This window comes from Halorubrum aidingense JCM 13560 (assembly GCF_000336995.1).
In the GTDB taxonomy this organism is placed as follows: domain Archaea; phylum Halobacteriota; class Halobacteria; order Halobacteriales; family Haloferacaceae; genus Halorubrum; species Halorubrum aidingense.
Window position 1 is genome coordinate 172,934 of record NZ_AOJI01000017.1, and the last position, 20,085, is coordinate 193,018.

Below are 20,085 nucleotides of genomic sequence, written 5' to 3' on the forward strand. Positions count from 1 at the left end.
TATCAATTTGCTGTATACACTCTCTATCGTCAGCACGCCTTTTCTGGCAACCCAAGAAAAAATCGATACCAAGGAATCCATTCCAGTGTGAGCAGGGACTGCTCGTCAATCGGCGATTGATTTTCCGAATCGCCACCCGTTTGGTTGTACGCGAATCCCAGTGGAACTCCCCTACCGTTCGATCATCGAACGAAAATATTGACACTGCGTTCGATTGGAGGATTATCCCGATGCTGTCGGGCGATTACACACTTCAAAAATATGGGCGCTGCAGGATTTGAACCACGTGAAGAGACTTGAAAATAACCTGCCGGCTGCGGCCTACGGCCGTTCCGGCAGTCGTTTTCAAGTCACTTCCCTGATTCGAGGTTCAGTCGCTCGCTGTGCTCGCTCCCTGCACCTCTCACCCGCGACATCTCGGGTCCTGCTCGCTACGCTGCGCGGGCTTCCGACTACCTCGAAGCCAGCGAGACGCGAGCCCCGGTGGGCTAAGCGGCCGGTTGTCGCTCCACCGTCGGTTGACCCGTTGACGAACAGCGTAATCGGCTCGATTTGCGGCCAAAGAGATGAAGCCAATACTCGAACCAATCGAACCGACCGACGCAGTCGATCTGTACCTCATGGAGAAAAAGTCAGAGGTCTCCCAGTGGACCCACTACAGCCACGGCTCCCGCCTGGGACACTTCCTTCGCTGGTGCGCCGAGCAAGGCGTCGACAACCTCAACGACATCACCGGACGTGACCTGAAGCGTTACAAGCTCTGGCGCCGAGACGACGGCGACATTAACAACGTGACGTTGAAAACCCAAATGGACACCCTCCGCGTGTTCATCCGGTGGTGCGAGTCTATCGACGCCGTCTCACCCGACCTATCGACAAAGGTCGAGTCACCCGATTTGGACTACGACGACAACGTCCGCACCGTGATGCTCGACTCTGAAGACGGAGAGGAGGTTCTCGCCTATCTTCGGAAGTACAAATATTGCTCGCTGCCGCACGTCGTCTTCGAGCTACTCTGGCACACGTCGCTCCGCCGTGGAGCGGCCGTCGCCCTGGACGTTGACGACTATGACCCACAGACACAACAACTCAACGTCCGGCATCGGCCCGACACGGGGACACCGATCAAGAACAAAGCGCGAGGCGAGCGTACCATCGCACTGCAAGGATCAGTCTGCCAAATACTCGACGACTGGATAGCTACCGGGCGACCCAAAACCACCGACGACTTCGGACGAGAGCCGCTACTGGCAACGAACCAGGGCCGAGCCCACGGGCAGACCATCCAGCGGTACGTCTACACCTACACGCGACCTTGCGTGTATGCTGGCGATTGCCCGATAGACCGCAATATCAAGACGTGTGAAGCGGCTGAGGCCGCTAATCAAGCGTCAAAGTGCCCCGAGAGTGTCAGCCCACACGCAGTTCGTCGCGGCAGCATCACCAACTACCTCAAAAAAGAGGTCCCTAAGCCTGTCCTGAGTGACCGGGCAAACGTCTCCATCGACGTGCTCGACATGCACTACAACGAAATGACGGAGTCAGAAAAGGCGGAACAACGTCGGCAGTTCTTCGAGTAGCCACGCTGCTCGCTTCTTTTGGACCGGATCTCGCAGGAAATTCGAACACCTAACGGCGGTGTGTTCGTTGTGCTCAACGCCACGACGACGTCGACGCCAGGGACCCAGAGCCATCGGTCAAGACGCCGATGGGCGCCCACGACGCGTCCGCCATGATGAGATGGCGACGAGATACCCGGTCCCAACTCTGGGTCTACGGGAACTGGTCACCTCGTGGGCGGGACGTGACTACCCGTAAGATACCCTCTTACCCCACCGTGATACCGAAATAGGTGGTGGCCTCGGCTGAAGTCACTCACCGAGGTGTCAGGAGTCACCTCCGTCCATGCGAACGCTGAGATCGGTGACCCGAATCGAAGCGAGTCGGTGTTTCAGTAACACCGCTTCGACGATGGTAGTAGTGACGCCGGGTGTCATCGGGTACGTCTCAGCGACTGACGCGGAACTAGGTTCCCCTGTGGCGGCTGTTGAACCGAAGCCATGAACAGGCCTGCTGCACGCATACGGTAGCGTCACGGACCCCCTATGGCCGAATGAGTCCCGAGTGGCCACTACCTATCGCTCAAGAACGCCATGTCGAACACCGTAGGTGACGGCTGTCGTCAGTCCGACAAGGCGGTATCGGGCGGGTCTCGTCCGTCCGAATCCTCCTGGTCGGCGGTCGAACTCCGAGCGTCGGCGTCGGTCGCGGTGGCTGGCGGTGCTGAATCGGCACGGACACCCAACTCGGGCATATAGTGTTCTATATGGGCGAGTTGGGGGTCGCGTTCTTCGCGCTCGGCGTCAGTGAGTGCCGGAAGGGACACCTGTCCGGCGTCATCGACGGTATGAACGCCGTCGTCGTACCAGACGTACCCACGCCCGCGCATCTCGCGGTCCAGCGCGCCGTCGTCGAACAGCCGCGTGAGCGTCTTGCGAACGTACTCCATGCTCACCGTATCTTTGTCGGGCATGGCGTCATACACGTTAGCAGTGGTGAACGACGCGCCCGTGTTGCCGGCGAGGTCGCGGACGGTCTCGACTATCGCTTTCCGCTTAGGAGCATGGCGGGGAACGGACCCGACGGCTTCGATTGGGAACCAGTCGGGGATCGCCGAGGTGTTGAACACGACGGTCGCACCCCGACCTTGTCGTCCGACACGGAGGGCGGCCTGTACCACTTCGGCCTCGCGCATTTGGTAGCGGATACGGTTCCCGAGTGGTCCGTAGGTCCGTTCGCCGTCATCGGTGCGCTCGGGGAACACGGCTTGCCCCAGGAACGCGGCCTGTTCTCGGACCCATGTATCTCCGTAGTGTGGTGAGCCGGAAACGACGGCGAGGCGTTCCTCGGCGTACCTGTTCGTCCCGCGAAGGGCGGCGAAGTGGTCGATGGTTTTCGCTGTGCCATCGTCCACGACCCCCGCCTCGTCGTATTTGCGCTCGACGCTGAGGGAGGTGAACACCACGGGCGGCGTCCCATCGCCGTACTGGTCGCGGACGGCCTCGAAGAGTCGACGATCTCGCTTGACCGTCGCAAATTCCCCGGAGGTGTAGGGCTTCGCGTGGTCAGCGACGCGCATACCGTTGATAGCGAGGGTGTCGCGGACGTACTCGGCGCGTTCCTCGTCAGTGAGGACGGATTGATGGGTGAGTCGGATCCCGAGGCGGTCGCGCCAGAGTTCGACCATGCCAGTGGCGTCGAGACCGAGGACGGTGTGGGCGTAGGTGAGCGACGGCGGCGTTTGTAGTTTCACCGCCTTCGGGTTGTGGCTGTCACCCCGGAAGTAGACGCCGGGGGTCTGCACGCCCGGGAGCGTGGTTCGCTCGAACGGATATGGCCCCATGCTCGAATCATCGGGGTCGTCGGACTCGGCGAGTTCGTTGCCTGTGAGGAGCGTATAGACCGCGTGTGGCGCGTAAGCGTGGTAGTCGTCGTTCCGAAAAACGCCTTGCACGTCCGGCTCGTCGAAGTCGAAGCCGTCGAACCAGTCAAGCGCGGCGTCACGGCGGTTAGTCTCGCGGCGGTTCTCGATGAGGTCATGCCAGTCGGCGAATGGTACGCCGGGTTCGCTGGCGAGGAACGTGTTGATGGCACGTTCAAGGCCGTCGCCTTCCAGCGTAGTGGTGAACGCGTCGCCGGGGAACTCATCGAAGGCGACGACGCGCCCGCTCGTCACGCCATTTGGGAGATGGGCGTGGGAGTAGTGGCCGATGAGGACCTCGTAGTCGTCGGGGGCGAAATCCCACCGTGTTTCGTAGGGACAGCGGTGGGTGGTGTCCCCGTCACTCTCGCGGCAGGGGCAAGCGTCGCCGTAGTGTTCATGAATCGCTTTCGGCGTCGCCCCACGGGCGTACAGTTCCTCGAACATCTGCCGCATAGGGCGGCCCTCGCTGAGGTTCATCGTCTTACAGTCCTTCGGGAACGACGGGAGCCGGTAGTGGGTAAGACCGAGGTCGTCGCAGATTTCGCTCGCCTGTTCGTAGAGATCGTGTCGCCCCGTGAGGTACGTCAGAGACGTCTCTTTCCGAGCGGCGGCCTCGAAGGTCGAACGGGTCTTGCCGCCGGACATGATTACTGTGAGAAGGCTGTTCTGGCGGCGGTCGATGGCGTCTTCGATGGTGGTTTGGGTCCGGTTCCACACATCGCGCTGGCTCAGGGTGCCGAGCGTGTCGGCGCAGGTGAAGTCCCACCCGAGCGAGACCGCCTGAGTCCCACGAGTCTCGGGGAGAATCGGGGTGTAGTCGAGTGACCCGCCGTCCGCTGGCCGGTCATACTCGGGTATGTTCGCACCGCGGCCGCGGGCGGCTTCGACGGCCTGCCAGAACTCCTCGCCGCGTAGGCGCTCACCGGGTGAGACAATCCCCTCTTCCCACGCGACGAGTGAGAGGGCAGTCCCACCGTAGTTGCCGTCGCGGTAGATGACAGATTTGCCATCAGCGGCGACGTATAACCGCGTACCGGACTTCGAGGCGGGTTCGCCGGGGATGTGTGGGTCCCAGTCCTCGGAGCCGTCGGCGCGGGTGTTCGTCGGCGACGAGGCGAGACGCATGTCGTGAACCGACAGGTGATCCACGGCGTCCAGCACATCGTCGATGTCGCCGGTGGTGTCGAGGGCGGCCACTTCGGCCTTCGACTTGCACGGCTCGCGTGCCGAACCCCCATCCTTCGAGTTGAGGAGGGGCCCATGTTCGTCCGTCGTCGGGGTTTCGCGGCGGGTTTCGTGTTCCTCGCACACGTCGGCGAGAGCGTCGGTGTTCACCTCGCGCACGTCGTCGGGCGTCCCAGTGACGTGTTTGCCGGTGAAAATGAACTGCCGCTTGCCATCGTAGATTTCGACGCACGGTGGTTCGTCGTTCGCGCCGATGGGTTCCTCGCGGAGTTGGAACGTTGCCGCTCGGTAGCCGTCGGGGAGTTCGCCGTAGAACGCGAGATGAGCGCCCGTCCCACTGGTGGATACGTCGGCGTATGTGATACCGAGGCGATCGGCGAGTGCGACGAACTCCGGGGCCATGTCGCCGGTCTCGGGGCACCGCACGTCGTCGCCGTCTACGAAGAGGAACGGGTCGGACTCGGCGGCGTAGGGTTCGCCCGGCTTCTGGCCGATGAACGTGAGGTCGTCGGCGAGTCGCGGGTGTTTCGTCGCCCATTCGTGGGCGGTGTCGTAATCAGCCCAATTCGGAGGGAACGCCCACCCGTAACGGGTATCCTCGGCGCTCCCGTCGTAGTCCGGGTGGTCCGCCTCAGCCCACGGTGCGAAGGGGAGTTTCTCGTCGGTCCGACACATGAACTGATCGTAGTCTTTGAGCGCGGGCGGCCACTGACGCTCACCGCCCCACGTCCACGCGTCGCCCGGATAGGCGCCGGTCTCGGTGTCAGCGTCGTCAGACACCACGACCACCCCCGGTGGGTCGGTCGCTCCGGATGGCGACGCTACAGGACCAATACACCTCGCGCCATGAGTAGTGCGCGTCGGCGGTCCGCAGCCCGGTATGCTGGCGGGATCGGGGCTCCCCGCTCATTGTGCCCCTTCTGCCCCCTTCCGCTCTCTTTCAACCCGACGGAGGCGCCGAACTGGTCCACCACGCGCGAGCCGAAACGCTGGACGATGCTCTCGGTGGTCGGGGAGAACCTGATACAGCGACCCGTTCGTCCCCTCGGCGAAGATGTGTGACCCGAATGTGGTCCGCACGACGACCAGCGGATCGTCACGTTCTCCCCAGAGCACCCGGTCTCCCTCCCACAGATCGGTGAGGTCCGAGATGGGTTCGTATCCACCGTCGGTAGCGAGGTATGGACTGTCGCTGTCACACTCGGGGCACACGTCCCGGGGGATGCCGCTGTAGGGTCGAGTCTTCCGGACGAGCCGCTCACCGCATCGATGGCAGAAGCGGGACCTCATCGCCCCCACCCCGGGAAACCATCAGCGCCGCTATGCATGAAGATAATTTTATATACAATAAGATGCTTACTACGCATGACGCATCACCTCCACGGTGTTCGTCGAGATACTGACTACTTTCACGGATTGGGCGCTGGAACGCCCACCCGCGGTCGATTCCTTTCTGTCGTCGCTTTCTACGCACATCGCACAAGATCCTGTTGGTCGGTGATGTGAGGGTCCCTGAGTTCACACCCCCTATTCCAGAAATAAACTAATTATATACGAATTGTAAATATATGCAATAGATGTTAATCGGAATTAATATTTAATAATTCGACTAGAGGGTGAAAATTGTACAAAACGCGCGCCATGTGCGCGCGAGAATCAAGGTACCGCGAAGGGTTCAATTCGGCAGGACGCTCGCTAAGCGGTGAGATTCGGACAATATTATATTCTAAAGGTCTGTCCTGTAGTAGAGTCTGTGTGCAATCGCGAACCCTGAAAGAGTCAGTGTACCAGCCGATGTTGATGACGGCCGCCTACTCGCCGACCGCGTCCTCGACGATCTCGATCTCCTCGTCGGTCAGCCCATACAGCTCGTAGACGGTCTCGTCGATCAGGTCGTCGGTGCGCTGGATCTTCTCGTCGAGTTCGTCGGCGCGCTCGTCGAGGAAGTACCCCGAGAAGAAGTCTGAGTTCCGATAGACGGTAGAGGAGAGGGTCGCCTGACTCATCGTGATTATAATCCACGGTGTCGGGAGGCGTAAGAATTTGCTGAATAATGTCTCTGCCGGCTCTGTTGAACTCCTATTCTTCAAACATATTACCGCCTGAAACAGCCGTTAGTTGAAGGGTGCTTTCTTGGCAGCTAATTCGGCTGCGAGATATTGAAAAATACAATCCTCGCCGAAATTCAGAGATTCCAGATTAGAACACAACCGATAACAGACACGTAAACAACCGGGAGAAGCGTGAATACGGTGAGGGTAACGTTAGGATCTGGTGCTAATAGAACCTGATTGCCCAATAGGTACAAAAATCCGAATAAACCAGCTATATCTGTAAAAATCAAAAGCGCAATGATGACTTGAACCGTTATAGATGAAGGCAGAAGATTCAAACTTGTTTCAAAAATATCGGCTATAAATTCAATTTTGCCTTTGTAACCACCCCTATTCATCCTGTTTCTTCTTCTTGTATTTGAGGTGTCCACAACGTTATCAAATACAGTCTTCACTTGTCTCATCGTTACGTAGGTCATTGATCCTGCGATCATCATTATAATCAAAATAATAAGATTAAGAGTCGTAGGTGAATTAGAATAGAAAATTACAGAGGCGACTGTAGGCCAAAACGCTGCTTCGGGTGTACCTCTTACAGCATCACTAAGCGCAATCATCAATCGAAACTCAAGTGATGTGATATAAAAATCATTGGTTCAAATATCCAAATACACTACCTCGATGGATAGTTTTCAAAATTCAAATACGAATCTGCTATGATTGAAAGGTAGTAGGTTTGGTTACCACCCAAACAGCCTTTCATAAGTTATGACTATCATAGCGCCCATTATTATCACAATCGCGGCAATTGGCCAAAGAGGACCATCTAAACTTAGCACCCACCAACTGAACAAAACCATCATTGCGATTGCTATGATTGCAACAACTCCAAACCTCAATGCAGATTCAACCGGACCTATATCCGTTGACATAATTGATCTTGTTCAGATTATTTATAAAAAGGTTTCCGTGTAATTGGTTACTCACATCGAGTCGAATGAATCTCCGCCAGAGTTCGTTCAATACATTCTCTGTACTGACCGCGACTGGGTCAGAATATATCACTTGCTGAGGATTTCAACAGAGCATCTCTGCCTGATATGTCCCCGGCCACGCGCGTTCAGTCAATTCTGCCCGCCTGTGCCTTACCAGCCCCAACCGCGTTCTCCGGGGGAGCGCTGTGGGTCATCCGTTCGAGGGTGACGAACTCTTGATCGCTCAACTGATCGGACACCTCGAACTGGTGGTGGGTCGAGTCGCTCTGTGTGAGCTTGTCCAGATCCTCGCGCAGGGCCAGCGAGCGCTCGACGTTGTCGTCGACATCGTTGAGCAGACGGCGTTCGAGTTCCTTCTCGTCGACGCTGCGTGCGGCCTGCACCATCTCCCATCGTCGCGTCCGCGTGCGTTGGAGATGGCGGAGGAGGCTTGTCGTCCGATTAGCGAGGTCGCCGTCGAGGTCGTCGAGCCAGTCGCCCATCTTCGAGATGTCGCGCTTGACCGTCGACTCCGAGCAGTCGAACTCCTGGGAGATGTGTTTGACGACATCGGAGTAGCGCTGATTCAGACCGTTCAGTAGCCACCACGTTCGCTCGCGTCGTTCTTTGAGTTCGGGGCGCATCTTCGTCTCTAACTATTGGTCGGTGATGTGAGGGTCCCCCCACAGCCCGCGGTGGGCCATCTTTCGCGGGTCGACCTTTGCTATTCTTCAGAAACTTCAATCATCCTAAATTTTATGTTGGTAGATATGAAGGTCATCGACAAGACGAGACAATGGGAGAGTATACTACCGAGGAAATAAATCAACGATTTGCACTGTTAGACCAGTACGAGCGACGGTGTATCATTCGTTTCCTGCAAGAATCTGAGACGGATCATGTCTCGATCAGTGACCTGGTCAGTCATCTGCAAAAGCAGGGGCCGACGCCAGACAGGTGTAGCAAAATCGTAATAACCCTACACCATAGCCACCTCCCCAAACTCGCCACGATTGATGCGGTTAATTTCGACTCCCGTTCTGAGACAGTCCGATACGACGGTGATGAACTCCTCGAAGCACTCCTCGAACCAATCTCGGAGACGCATGTTCCAAGCACCTGAAGAACAAGCTACTCTCGTGCATCTCTTGGGTCCACGGGGGAGATCATTGCGACGCTATCTGACGGTGCGGGCGTCGCGACCGGGGTCAACGACGATTCCCGGCCGATCGCGTTCCACTCGTGACGGGGAGACCGTCGACTTCTGTGGAGCTGACCTACGACTGCGGCTCGATGAGTAGATCACGAGCGGTATCTGCCATGCCGATGCTGGTGCTCCGCTACCCGGGGTGATCTGTGCAGGTTTGAGCTTCTCCCGGACCTACCGTCGTCGACTCGGATGCTGACCATTTAAACGGTCTCACAGTGCCGCCAAAGCGATCAGGTTCCCAGCAACGACCAAACCCAGTTGGATGGACAACGGGATCTTGGTCCGCAGTGTTTCGCTACAACGCGCGATGGCGACGAAGCTGACAGCAGCGAGACCCATGAGCGCCCCGCTGAGTGGACCAAGCATGAGTGGGGGTAGGACTGTCAAATTAAAATAAATCGCCCCCAGCACGCGTTTTCGCGTCTATTCGCCGACCGAGAGCAGCAAGAGCGAGGCTCGTGCTGAATGTCCTTGGACCGCTACCTACTTCGCGCTACAACGCGTATTGGCTCTTGCAAATCGACCGAAGACGTCGGGTGAAAGCAGTTGCGTGTTCAACTCAACCATCAGGATAGTGAGAGTATATATAAACACCTCTACGCCGTCTATTGGATTCGAAACGAGCCGCGAAGGAATGGGCGCTGCAGGATTTGAACCCGCGACAACTTGGTCCGAAGCCAAGCACTCTATCCAGACTGAGCTAAGCGCCCGTACACTGCGGTACTTCGGTGAGGATGTTAAGTCCCGCGATTTGAAATCGCCGATGCACGATCGACACGCAAATTTATCCCGGCGATCGATCCGACCGGTTGCGGTGGGATACGCCGGTCCGGCTGATAGTGGCTGTATTTCGTCATCCGATCGGTTCTGCGCGTCGATGTCACGTGTTTTGTCCAACCCGGGGATCACTCTCTAATTGTTACACGATCGGCCATTCGGCTGTCTCGGCAGCCCCACCGCGACGCCGGTGGGCGATCAAAAAGAATATTATTCGGACCGGGTATGTTTCTGCTAGTAGATGTGTCTTGGTCGCACGGCCTTACAGCCGAACGAGTGGCCCCAATCGGTGCTGTCGTCGCCGAGGTACGCCCATGTATGACCTGAGGCCACAGTTCGACGTGGAGGTCGAGCCCGGAACGAACCTCTTGCTCACCGGACCACCGCTCACCGGGAAGCGCGCACTCATGATGGACGTGTTGGCGGCCGGCACGAAACGCGGTGACGGCGCGATCGTCGTCACGACGAAGGACAGCGCCGATCGCGTGCTCAAAGATTACGCCAAGCGGACCGGGTACGAGGGACAACCGGTCGCCGTCGTCGACTGCGTCACTCGCCAGCAGGGCGTCAACGACGTCCGCGAGTCCGATCGGATCAAGTACGCCTCCTCTCCGGTGGACATGACCGGCATCGGGATCAAGCTCTCGGAGTTTCTGCAGGCGTTCGGCGATCGCGGGATCGAACGGAACCGCGTCATGGTTCACTCCCTGTCGACGCTGTTGATGTACTCGGACCTCCAGACGGTATTCCGGTTCCTCCACGTGTTCACCGGTCGGATCCAGAGCGTGAACGGCCTCGGGCTGTTCAGCATCGACTCGACGTCCCACGACGAGCAGGCGATGAACACGCTCAAACAGCTCTTCGACGGCGTCATCACCGTTCCCGAGGACGGCGAACCGACGATCCGGTTGGCCTGAGCCGCCCCCGGACGCGACCGCAACTGGTGGATTTAATCCGCGCCGCCGCGAACACTGAACCATGCCTATCACCGACGACGAGGGGGTCGACCGGTTGCTCGACGCCGAGACGATCGCCGTGGTCGGCTGCTCGACGACGCCCGGCAAGGCCGCCCACGACATTCCGGCGTACCTCCAGCGGGAGGGGTATCGCGTGATCCCGGTGAACCCCTTCGCCGACGAGATTCTCGGCGAGCCCGCCTACGATGCGCTCGCCGACGTCGACGAAGACGTGGACCTCGTGAACGTGTTCCGTCCCAGCGACGAGGTCCCGGAGATCCTCGATGCCGTGCGCGAGCGACACGCCGACCGCGGCGACGCCGGAGCGGCGTGGCTCCAACTCGGGATCAGCCACGACGACGCGGCGGCCGAAGCGGAGGCCGACGGGATCGAGGTCGTTCAAGACCGCTGTATGAAAGTCGAGCACCGGCGGCTGCGCGGATAGCGACCTCGGCGGGAGCGGCGGCGGAAGCGGTTGCGACGCCCGTTCGATTCGTTAGCTACCAGTCGGCTACCCTTCCCACTCCTCGAAGGAGCGATACACGCCCTTCGAGAGGTATCGCTCGGAGGAATCGGGGAACACCGTGACGACGGTGTCGTGTGGGGCGTCGATCGCGCCGTCGCGGATCCCGCGGGCGACCGCCTTCGCCGCGATCGCGTTCGCGGCGGCGGAGGAGGCGACGAGCTGACCCTCCTCGGCGGCGAGTCGCCCCATCTCTTCGTGGACCTCGCGGTCGGGGATCGGTCGGATGTCGTCGACGAGCGACGGGTCGAACAGCTCGTTGGTGTCGATGTCGTGCGTGCCGATCCCCTCCGTTTTGTACTCCTCGTGGGCGACCTCCTCGCCGAGGAACTCGCGGTACGCGGAGCCGGCGGGCTCGACGGCGACGACGTGAGTGTCGGCCGCTCGCTCGCGGAAGTACCGCGCCATCCCCATCAGCGTGCCGCCGGTGCCACAGCCGGCGACCACGGCCCCGACCTCGCCGCCGAGCGCCTCGTCGATCTCCGGGGCGGTCGTCTCGTAGTGGGCCTCGGCGTTGAGCGGGTTGGAGAACTGCTGAGGGACGATCGCGTCGTCGAGCTCGTCGGCGATCTCGCGGGCGCGGTCGATGGCGAACCCCATTCCGTCCTCGCTCGGCGTGTTGACCACCTCGGCGCCGAGCGCGCGCATGAGCTGTTGTTTCTCCACGGAGAAGCGCTCGGGGACGACGAAGACGGCGTTCAGCCCGAGCTGTTTCGCCGCGACGGCCAGCCCGATCCCGGTGTTGCCCGCGGTGGGCTCGACCACGGTGCCGCCGGGGCCGACGTCGCCGCGTTCGAGCATCCGTTCGAGCATGTACTTGCCGATGCGGTCTTTGATGCTCGCACCGGGGTTGAACGACTCGAGTTTCGCGTACACCGGCACCGCGTCCGGCGAGTCGTGCACCCGGACGAGCGGCGTCTCCCCGATCGTCTCGAGCACCGACGACAGGGGCTCCCGATGGGTCGTCATGCTCCCGCAAAGGTTGCCGGCTGTTTTGTGTGTTTCCATGACTGCGGCGGCCTCCCCTTGTCACCGGTGTCGGAGGCGCTTGCCACGATCGGACGCCCGGAAGCGGCGAGCGAGGCGGTTCCCGCGGCCGCCGCGGACTCGGAGACGAGCCAACGGGGATCGAACACACTTATGCCGCTCGTCCGGTTCCGGAAACGTATGAGCGAGACCGATGCGCAGGCCGACGTGACGGTCGTCCTTCCGGACGGATCAGAGCTGCACGTCCCGGCCGGATCGACAGTCGAAGACGTCGCCTACGAGATCGGCCCCGGGCTCGGTCGCGACACCGTCGCCGGGAAGATCGACGGCGAACTCGTGGAAAAGCACGCCACCGTTCACGACGGCGCGCGGATCGAGATCGTCACCGACCAGTCCGACGAGTTCCTGACGGTGCTGCGCCACTCCGCCGCCCACGTGTTCGCGCAGGCCCTCCAGCGGCTCCACCCCGAGGCCACCCTCACGATCGGCCCCCCGACGGACGAGGGGTTCTACTACGACGTGACCGACGTCGACCTCGACGAGGACGACCTCGCCGACATCGAAGCCGAGATGGACGAGATCATCGCGGCCGACTACGAGATCGAGCGGGTCGTCTGCTCTCGCGAGGACGCGATGGAGATCTACGCCGACAACGAGTACAAACGCCAGATCCTCGACGAGGAGGCAGACGACGAAGAGGTCACCTTCTACGTGCAGGACGGCTGGCAAGACCTCTGTCAGGGGCCGCACGTCGAGTCGACGGGCGAGATCGGCGCGGCCACGCTGCTCGAGGTCTCGGCCGCCTACTGGCGCGGCGACGAGGAGAACGACACGCTGACCCGAGTGTACGGGACGGCGTTCGCCTCCGAGTCTGACCTCGAAGAACACCTCGAGCTGCGCGAGCAGGCGCAGGAGCGAGACCACCGGAAGATCGGCCAGGAGATGAATCTCTTTTCGATCCCGACCGTGACCGGTCCCGGCCTCCCGCTGTACCACCCGCCGGGCAAGACCGTGCTCCGAGAGCTCTCGAACTTCGCGAACGAGCTCAACCGCGAGAACGGCTACGAGGAGGTCGAGACGCCCCACGTGTTCCGGACGGAGCTGTGGAAGCAGTCGGGCCACTACGAGAACTACAAAGACGACATGTTCCTCCTCGACGTCAACGACGAGGAGTACGGGCTCAAGCCGATGAACTGCCCGGGCCACGCGACCATCTTCGACCAGCAGTCGTGGTCGTACCGCGACCTCCCGCAGCGCTACTTCGAGAACGGGAAGGTGTACCGGAAAGAGCAGCGCGGCGAGCTCTCGGGGCTCTCGCGCGTCTGGTCGTTCACCATCGACGACGGCCACCTGTTCGTCCGGCCCGACCAGATCCGCGGGGAGATCGAGTCGGTCATCGAGATGATCTTCGAGGTCGTCGAGACGCTCGATCTGGAGGTCGACGTGTCGCTCGCGACCCGCCCCGACAAGTCCGTTGGCGGCGACGAGATCTGGGAGTCCGCTGAGGAACAGCTCCGTGACGTGCTCGAGTCCGGCGGCTACGAGTACGACGTCGAGCCCGGAGACGGCGCCTTCTACGGGCCGAAGATCGACTTCGGCTTCGAGGACGCGCTCGGGCGCGTCTGGGACGGCCCGACGGTCCAGCTCGACTTCAACATGCCCGAGCGGTTCGACCTGACGTACACGGGCGAGGACAACGAGGAGCACCAGCCGGTGATGATCCACCGCGCGCTGTACGGGAGCTACGAGCGCTTCTTCATGGTGCTCATCGAGCACTTCGACGGCAACTTCCCGCTGTGGCTCGCGCCCGAGCAGGTCCGGATCCTCCCGGTCTCGGACGAGACGCTCGGCTACGCCCACCGCGTCAAAAACGAGTTGGAAGACGCCGGGTTCCGCGTCGAAGTCGAGGACCGCGACTGGACGGTCGGACGCAAGATCCGCGCCGGCCACGACGACCGGCTCCCGTACATGGTCATCGTCGGCGACGACGAACAGGAGGCCGGAACCGTCTCGGTCCGGGACCGCTTCGAGAACCAGCGCGGCGACGTCGCGCTCGACGCGTTCGTCGAGCACCTCGTCGACGAGCGCGACGCCAAGCGGACGACGCCCGACTTCGTCGACGACGAGTAGCGACGGCCGGCTATCGGGTTCCGTCGTGTTTTTGAGGGTTCCGTCGGTAGGGCCGCCTATGAGCAACACTCCGGGGTTGACCGAGCGAGAGTCCGAAGCGCCCGACGTCGGCGAGCTGACGCCGCCGGACCGCACCCTGATGGGGCCGGGACCGAGCGACGTCCACCCGCGCGTACTGAAAGCGATGAGCACGCCGCTCGTCGGTCACCTCGACCCGTCGTTCGTCGAGATCATGGACGAGGTACAGGAGCTGCTCCGGTACACGTTCCGCACGGACAACCAGTGGACGATCCCGGTCTCGGGAACCGGGTCGGCGTCGATGGAGGCGGCCATCGGCAACCTCGTCGAGCCGGGCGACACGATGCTGGTGCCGACGAACGGCTACTTCGGCGGTCGGATGAAGTCGATGGCCGAGCGCGCCGGCGGGGAGGTCGTCGAAGTCGACGCCCCGTGGGGCGAGCCTCTCGATCCGGTCGACGTCGAGGCCGCGTTCGACGAGCATCAGCCGGACGTGTTCGGGTTCGTTCACGCCGAGACGTCGACCGGGGTGCTCCAGCCGAACGTCCCCGAGCTGACCGACATCGCCCACGAGCACGACGCGTACGTCATCGCCGACTGCGTCACCTCGCTCGGCGGCGTCGAGCTGCGCGTCGACGAGTGGGACATCGACGTCGCGTACTCGGGGCCCCAGAAGTGCCTCTCGTGTCCGCCGGGAGCGAGCCCGCTCACGCTCAACGACCGCGCGATGGACAAGGTGCTCGGTCGCGAGGAACAGCCCCGGTCGTGGTACCTCGACCTCTCGCTGCTCGAGGGGTACTGGGGCGACGACCGCTCGTATCACCACACCGCACCGATCACGAACGTCTACGCCATCCGCGAGGCGCTCCGGCTCGTCGCCGAGGAGGGAATCGAAGAGCGGTGGGCGCGCCACCGCGCCGTCGCCGGCGATCTGAAGGCGGGCCTGCAGGAGCTGGGCCTCGAAATGAACGCCCCCGACGAGTACTGGCTGCCGAGCCTGAACGCGGTGCAGGTCCCCGACGGCGTCGACGACGGGGCCGTCATCGACTACCTCTTAGAGGAGTACGACCTGGAAATCGCCTCCGGGCTCGGTGACTTGGAAGGCGACATCTGGCGGATCGGCTGTATGGGCTACTCCGCCCGGCCGAAGAACGTCGAGTACGTCCTCTCGGCGCTCGAAGACGCGCTCGCCGAACAGGGGTTCTGAGCGAGCGGAGACGCGCTGCTCCTGTCGCAGCCGTCGTTGGTCTGAGAGAACAACGGTTGAGCGGCCGTCTCACCGGCGTCTCGCGGCCCACGAGGTGACTGTATGTCTGCGTGACAAACACACGGGCTATTTTTCACGGTGAGCCGAGACGCTCGACGCATGACGGACGCCTTCGGCCGCGCTATCCGCGACCACTTCCGCGGCGAACGCGACGCGCCCCTCCTGCATCGAGACGGCGAAGAGACGGTCGAACACCCGATCGAGGCGTTCTACTTCACCGAGTTCGATCCGGCCGACGACGCGGCCCACGAGTGGCTGGCGTCCTGGCTCCAAGGGCCGCTCGTCGACCTCGGCGCGGGCACGGGGCGGCACGCGCTGTACTTCCAGGAGCGGTTCGAGACCGTCGCGCTCGAACCGAGTCCCGCGCTGGTCGAGACGATGCGGGAGCGCGGCGTCGACGACGCCCGCGAGGGCGACATGTTCGCGCTGCGCGAGCAGTTTCGGCGCGATCGGTTCGGCTCGGCGCTCGCGAACGGGACCCAGCTCGGGCTCGCGGGGTCGATGCGGGGGCTCACCGCGTTCCTCGGCGATCTCGCGCACGTGACGGTGCCCGACGCAACTGCGGTCGTCGACTGTTACGACCCGACCCACCCCGCGACGGCCGATCTCGTCGGCTACCGAGACGACCCGACGCCGGGGCTCGCACACCGCGTCATGTTCTTCGAGTACGAGGGGGAGACGAACCCGATCCTCCAGCTTCGGCTGTTCAGCCCCGCTCGGCTCCGCGAGGCCGCCGTCGGGACCGGCTGGGAAGTCGCTGACGTCGTCCGCGGCGACGAGGGAAACGAGTATCACTATCGCGCGGCGCTCCGAAAGCACGACGAAAAATAGTTCACCGCCGCTTCCAACTCCCCCGACTTGCCCCGCCGGGAGCGTGCCCTACCACGTGGGGAGCGCGCCCTACCACGTCGTCAGCGCCGCGCGCCCGTGGTCTCGCGCGAGGATCGCGAGGAAGGCGAGCACGCCCGTGATCGCGAACGCGCCGCCGACGTAGAACACCGACGCCATGCTCACCTCGACCATGAGGTAGCCGGCGATGAGGGGGCCCGCCACCGAGCCCGGCCGCCAGACCAGTTCGCGGATGCCGAAGCTGGAAGCGACGCCGCCTTCGTCAGTCCCTTCGTCCGCGAACAACGCCATACTGGCCGGTTCGCGGAAGGAGTCGGCGACGCCGAGCAGTCCCGACAGCGCCACGAGCGGGAGGTACGCCGGCGGAAGGTCGCCGAGGATCGGAAGCGCCACGTCAGCACCGACCGCCGCACCCCACGCCGGTGCGAACGGGATCAGGATTGCGATCACTCCATAGGCGCCGCCGCCGGCGAAGACAAACAACGACCGGCCGTACGCGTCCGATAGTCGACCGGTGAACAGCTGGCCAACCATGTTCGTCCCCTTCTGGGCGGCGACGGTGACCCCGATGGCGATGCCGGTGACACCGAGACCGCCGGCGGCCATCTCCGTGCTGACGTAGATCGGGACCCACGTCCGCACCATCGTCACGGCGAAGGCGTACTGGGCACGAAAGCTCGTTATCGTGAGGATCCGACGGTTCACGGCGAGGTCCGAGAAGGGGAACCCCTCGATACGGGTGTCGTCGTCATCGAGGACGAGCCACGTGATAACCCACGCGGCGCCCATCAGTACCGCAATAATCGTGAAGATGGGACCGAAGCCGACCGCGTCGTAGATCCCTCCGGCCGAGAGCGACCCGATGATCGAGGCCGCGAAAGAGGCGGCGTTCGCCTTCCCGATCTTGTCGGCGCGCGTCCCGATGTCGGCGATCTGTCCGACCAGCGAGAGCGTCATCAGTCCCGCGCCGGTGACGACGAGCCCTTGCAGGGCGCGGACGAGGATGAACGACCCGGAAGAGTCGACGAGTGGGAACAACGCGTAGACGCCCGTCCCGACCGCGAGCACACCTAGCAGTACGGTTCGCTTGTCGTACCGGTCACCGGCCCACGCGAGCGGGACGACGGCGACCGTCTGCGCGAGTGTGAATCCCGTGGTGTACATCCCGATGATGAACCCGGACGAGATAGTGATGCCGAGCACCGTCGCCGCCTGCGGGTCAAGCGTGTTAATGTACGTGCCCAATAGGGTGATGAGCGTGATGAAGCCGAATCCCTCGGCGAATCGGGTGACGTAGAGGGCCCAGAACTGCGACCGCCTGTCGGCGTTGCTCACACCGGATGGGTGCGCAGACGTTTAAAAGGAGTTTCGGTTCGAAAGGCCCTGCGGTCGGCGGCCGGCGGTCGGTTCACCGTCGATTTTTTGTCGCTCCGAGGGCTTCGCTCGGCTATGGGAGACGCCGCTTGCGACCGCCGGTTCTGTCCGGAGTGTGACCTCGCCGTCTCGCGCGCCGCCGACGTCTGTCCCGAGTGCGGGACACCGATACCCGAGTGACGGGGGCCGCCCGCGAAGTCACAGGTTCCCGGCGAACTTGTCCCGCCGGTATAAATCGATCTCCTGTGCGGACGAGCCCTCTCGGGTCGCCGCGAAGGCGATCGCCTCCGCGACCTCTCCGGGTTCGGTGACGCTCCCGGGTTCGAAGCGCTCCTCGAACGGCTCGCCGTCCTCGCTGCCGAACTCCGTGCGGACCTCCGAGGGATTCACCACCGAGACGGCGACGCCCTCGTCGCCGACCTGCGCGGCGACGCTGTGGGCGAACCCGCGCGCCCACCACTTCGTCGCGGCGTACACCGGGTTGAACGAGCGGGGGAACTGTCCCGCGAAGCTGCCGACGACGACGAGGGTTCCCTCGCTCGCTTCGAGGTGTGGGAGCGCCTCGCGCGTGAGAAAGAACGTGCCGTCGACGTTCGTCTCCTGCATCGTGAAGTACTCCTCGTCGGTCATCGACGCCACGTCGCTGCCGCGGCCGACGCCGGCGTTGGCGACGACGATGTCGAGCCCGCCGAAGCGATCGGTGGCGGCGTCGACCGCCGCTTCGGCGGTCGCCCGCTCGCGGACGTCTCCGTCGGCGACGACGGCCCGGGCGTCGTAGGCGGCCTCCAGTTCCTCGGCGAGCGCCTCCAGAGTCGCTCGGCGGCGCGCCACCAGCACGACGTTCGCCCCGCGCTCCGCGAGTTCGTGTGCCGTTGCCTCACCGATTCCCGAACTCGCGCCCGTTACCAGTGCCGTCGTCTCGTCGAGTGCACCCATGTGTGGGCCGTCGTCGACATCGAGTATAAAAGATCGCTCGAAGTGGCCCGAGACGACCGCTTCCACGGCTCAGTGTCTGGGCTAGGCGCGATTGCGAGCTACGAGAAGCCGATCGCTCGCGCTGCGACTTCGCTACCGCAAACCGCGAGCGACGCCTCGCTCGTCGCGAATTGGTCCTCGAAGAAGCGGGCCGGGCGCGATTCCACCAAAGCGGGTTGCTAGCCGTTTCACTGTGCCGTTGAACGTACATGGGTTGCGTTGTCATAGTGCTGTTGATCATGCTGCATCTAACCTCTCGACGTACTCACTGCGATTCTCCATCCGATCGCGGTAGCGCCGCCACCGCTGCTTCTCCGAAGCCCAATCATAGTGGTCCGCAATCGTCTTCACCGAGGCGTTCACGCGCTCCGCGACCACCTCCGGCGGGATTCCGATGTTCAACTGCCACGTGATCGAGCCCGTTCGAATCTGGTGTGGCGACCGCGACGACGGGCACTTGCTCGCTTGATGGTAGTCGACCCAGTCGCAGGTGTCCGGGTCCTTGCCGTGCGGACAGGTGCCGTGAAGACACGGAATCGTTGCGCGGTAGCTCCACGCTCTGATCGTCGCCTCCCCGGCCCGACCCCTCGAACTCGCGAGCAACGGCTGTCTGCCGCTGTCATCGTGGCTGTCGTAGCGATACTGACCGACATACTCGCTGAGAATGCGGGCGACTCTGTCGGGAATCCCGACCGGGCGTTCACCGCGGATCTTGTTCTTCAGCGGCGTCCCGGTCTCCGGTCGGTGGCGGAACTCCACCCAGCTCTGTTCATCGTCGCCGAGCCGGAGGTAGAGGTCGCGGACGTCGAGCCCGCGGAGCGCTCCCTGCCGAGCGCCGGTGTACCACGCGAGTTCGAGGAACGCGTGGCGACGCCGTGCGCGCTCGGCGTCTGAGTTGCGGTAGTACTCCAGCAAAGCGAGCGCCGGCTCTCTGTCAAGCGCGGTGTCGCTCGACCGCTCGTCGGGATCGAGATCGGGAATGCGCACCGACTCGTGGAGCCCGCTCTCGACGGCGTCGAGCTGCTCCAGGTACTCGACGAACATCCGGAGGGTCCACATCTCGCCCTCCAGCGTCACCGGCGCCACCGTACTCGCTCGGTACTCGTAGTAGTCGTCGAAGTCGTAGCCGCGGAGTTCGCTGACCGACTCGATTTGAGCCTCTTCGGCCCACTCGCGGAACAACTTGAGTCGGTACTTCCACGCTTCGACGCTCGACTCCGTGGAGTCCGCGCGCCGGCGGCGGAGATACCGAGCGATCCCGTCCCGGACCGAGAGTTCGGACGGGTCGCGAGCGTCCCGGCTCATGAGCCCACATCGTCGGG

15 protein-coding genes, 1 tRNA gene and 1 pseudogene are annotated in these 20,085 nt (G+C 62.5%); 7 read left to right on the plus strand and 10 right to left on the minus strand.

Translation table 11 applies throughout. The features are described 5' to 3' along the window. The first annotated feature begins 566 nt into the window (after positions 1 to 566). Complete coding sequence (locus C461_RS04170) at positions 567 to 1,580, plus strand: tyrosine-type recombinase/integrase (RefSeq protein ID WP_007998929.1); 1,014 nt, start codon at positions 567 to 569, stop codon at positions 1,578 to 1,580. A 602-nt stretch (positions 1,581 to 2,182) separates the two neighbouring features. Here C461_RS04170 and C461_RS04175 read toward each other — a convergent pair. The 5 genes and pseudogenes from C461_RS04175 to C461_RS04185 all read right to left on the minus strand — a co-directional run bounded on the left by C461_RS04175 (position 2,183) and on the right by C461_RS04185 (position 8,341). Further along, a complete protein-coding gene (locus tag C461_RS04175) occupies positions 2,183 to 5,344 on the minus strand; it encodes a hypothetical protein (RefSeq protein ID WP_152418308.1) in 3,162 nt (1,053 codons plus the stop codon). A gap of 1,136 nt (positions 5,345 to 6,480) precedes the next feature. Further along, positions 6,481 to 6,606: pseudogene (locus C461_RS16270) on the minus strand (restriction endonuclease); the annotation flags it as partial. Positions 6,607 to 6,854: 248 nt separating this feature from the next. Then, complete coding sequence (locus tag C461_RS15300; protein ID WP_152418309.1) at positions 6,855 to 7,340, minus strand: hypothetical protein; 486 nt, start codon at positions 7,338 to 7,340, stop codon at positions 6,855 to 6,857. Between the two features lie 123 nt (positions 7,341 to 7,463). Continuing rightward, entirely contained in the window at positions 7,464 to 7,655 is a 192-nt protein-coding gene (locus C461_RS15305; protein ID WP_152418310.1) for a hypothetical protein, read from the minus strand. Positions 7,656 to 7,843: 188 nt separating this feature from the next. Then, positions 7,844 to 8,341, minus strand: coding sequence for a hypothetical protein (locus C461_RS04185; protein WP_007998932.1), 498 nt, complete (start codon positions 8,339 to 8,341; stop codon positions 7,844 to 7,846). 152 nt (positions 8,342 to 8,493) lie between these two features. Here C461_RS04185 and C461_RS16325 point away from each other — a divergent pair, with 152 nt between their 5' ends. Beyond that, positions 8,494 to 8,820, plus strand: coding sequence for a DUF7344 domain-containing protein (locus tag C461_RS16325; protein WP_449271973.1), 327 nt, complete (start codon positions 8,494 to 8,496; stop codon positions 8,818 to 8,820). Positions 8,821 to 9,542: 722 nt separating this feature from the next. Here C461_RS16325 and C461_RS04190 read toward each other — a convergent pair. Continuing rightward, a tRNA-Arg gene (locus tag C461_RS04190) sits at positions 9,543 to 9,617 on the minus strand. 381 nt (positions 9,618 to 9,998) lie between these two features. Between C461_RS04190 and C461_RS04195 the strand changes: the two genes are divergently transcribed. After that, on the plus strand, positions 9,999 to 10,601 hold the full coding sequence (locus tag C461_RS04195) for an RAD55 family ATPase (protein WP_049906285.1): 603 nt from the start codon (positions 9,999 to 10,001) through the stop codon (positions 10,599 to 10,601). 61 nt (positions 10,602 to 10,662) lie between these two features. Continuing rightward, positions 10,663 to 11,085: a CoA-binding protein gene (locus tag C461_RS04200; RefSeq protein ID WP_007998935.1), complete on the plus strand. Its 423-nt coding sequence runs from the start codon at positions 10,663 to 10,665 to the stop codon at positions 11,083 to 11,085. A gap of 66 nt (positions 11,086 to 11,151) precedes the next feature. Here C461_RS04200 and C461_RS04205 read toward each other — a convergent pair whose 3' ends face one another. Further along, a complete protein-coding gene (locus tag C461_RS04205) occupies positions 11,152 to 12,132 on the minus strand; it encodes a PLP-dependent cysteine synthase family protein (RefSeq protein WP_007998937.1) in 981 nt (326 codons plus the stop codon). A 171-nt stretch (positions 12,133 to 12,303) separates the two neighbouring features. On the opposite strand from C461_RS04205, the gene thrS reads away from it, so the two are divergent. The 3 genes from thrS to C461_RS04220 all read left to right on the plus strand — a co-directional run bounded on the left by thrS (position 12,304) and on the right by C461_RS04220 (position 16,396). After that, on the plus strand, positions 12,304 to 14,280 hold the full coding sequence (gene thrS, locus C461_RS04210; protein WP_007998939.1) for a threonine--tRNA ligase: 1,977 nt from the start codon (positions 12,304 to 12,306) through the stop codon (positions 14,278 to 14,280). A gap of 58 nt (positions 14,281 to 14,338) precedes the next feature. After that, positions 14,339 to 15,505: a pyridoxal-phosphate-dependent aminotransferase family protein gene (locus C461_RS04215; protein WP_007998941.1), complete on the plus strand. Its 1,167-nt coding sequence runs from the start codon at positions 14,339 to 14,341 to the stop codon at positions 15,503 to 15,505. Positions 15,506 to 15,664: 159 nt separating this feature from the next. Then, positions 15,665 to 16,396, plus strand: coding sequence for a class I SAM-dependent methyltransferase (locus C461_RS04220; protein ID WP_007998943.1), 732 nt, complete (start codon positions 15,665 to 15,667; stop codon positions 16,394 to 16,396). A 69-nt stretch (positions 16,397 to 16,465) separates the two neighbouring features. Here the strand turns inward: C461_RS04220 and C461_RS04225 are convergent, their stop codons facing one another. From C461_RS04225 to C461_RS04235, 3 genes are all read right to left on the minus strand, one after another. Further along, positions 16,466 to 17,749: an MFS transporter gene (locus tag C461_RS04225; RefSeq protein ID WP_007998945.1), complete on the minus strand. Its 1,284-nt coding sequence runs from the start codon at positions 17,747 to 17,749 to the stop codon at positions 16,466 to 16,468. Between the two features lie 237 nt (positions 17,750 to 17,986). Next, entirely contained in the window at positions 17,987 to 18,724 is a 738-nt protein-coding gene (locus C461_RS04230; RefSeq protein ID WP_049906287.1) for an SDR family oxidoreductase, read from the minus strand. A gap of 276 nt (positions 18,725 to 19,000) precedes the next feature. Continuing rightward, positions 19,001 to 20,068 carry a tyrosine-type recombinase/integrase gene (locus C461_RS04235; protein WP_007998950.1) on the minus strand — a complete coding sequence of 356 codons (1,068 nt, stop codon included), beginning with the start codon at positions 20,066 to 20,068 and terminating at the stop codon, positions 19,001 to 19,003. Positions 20,069 to 20,085: the final 17 nt, after the last annotated feature.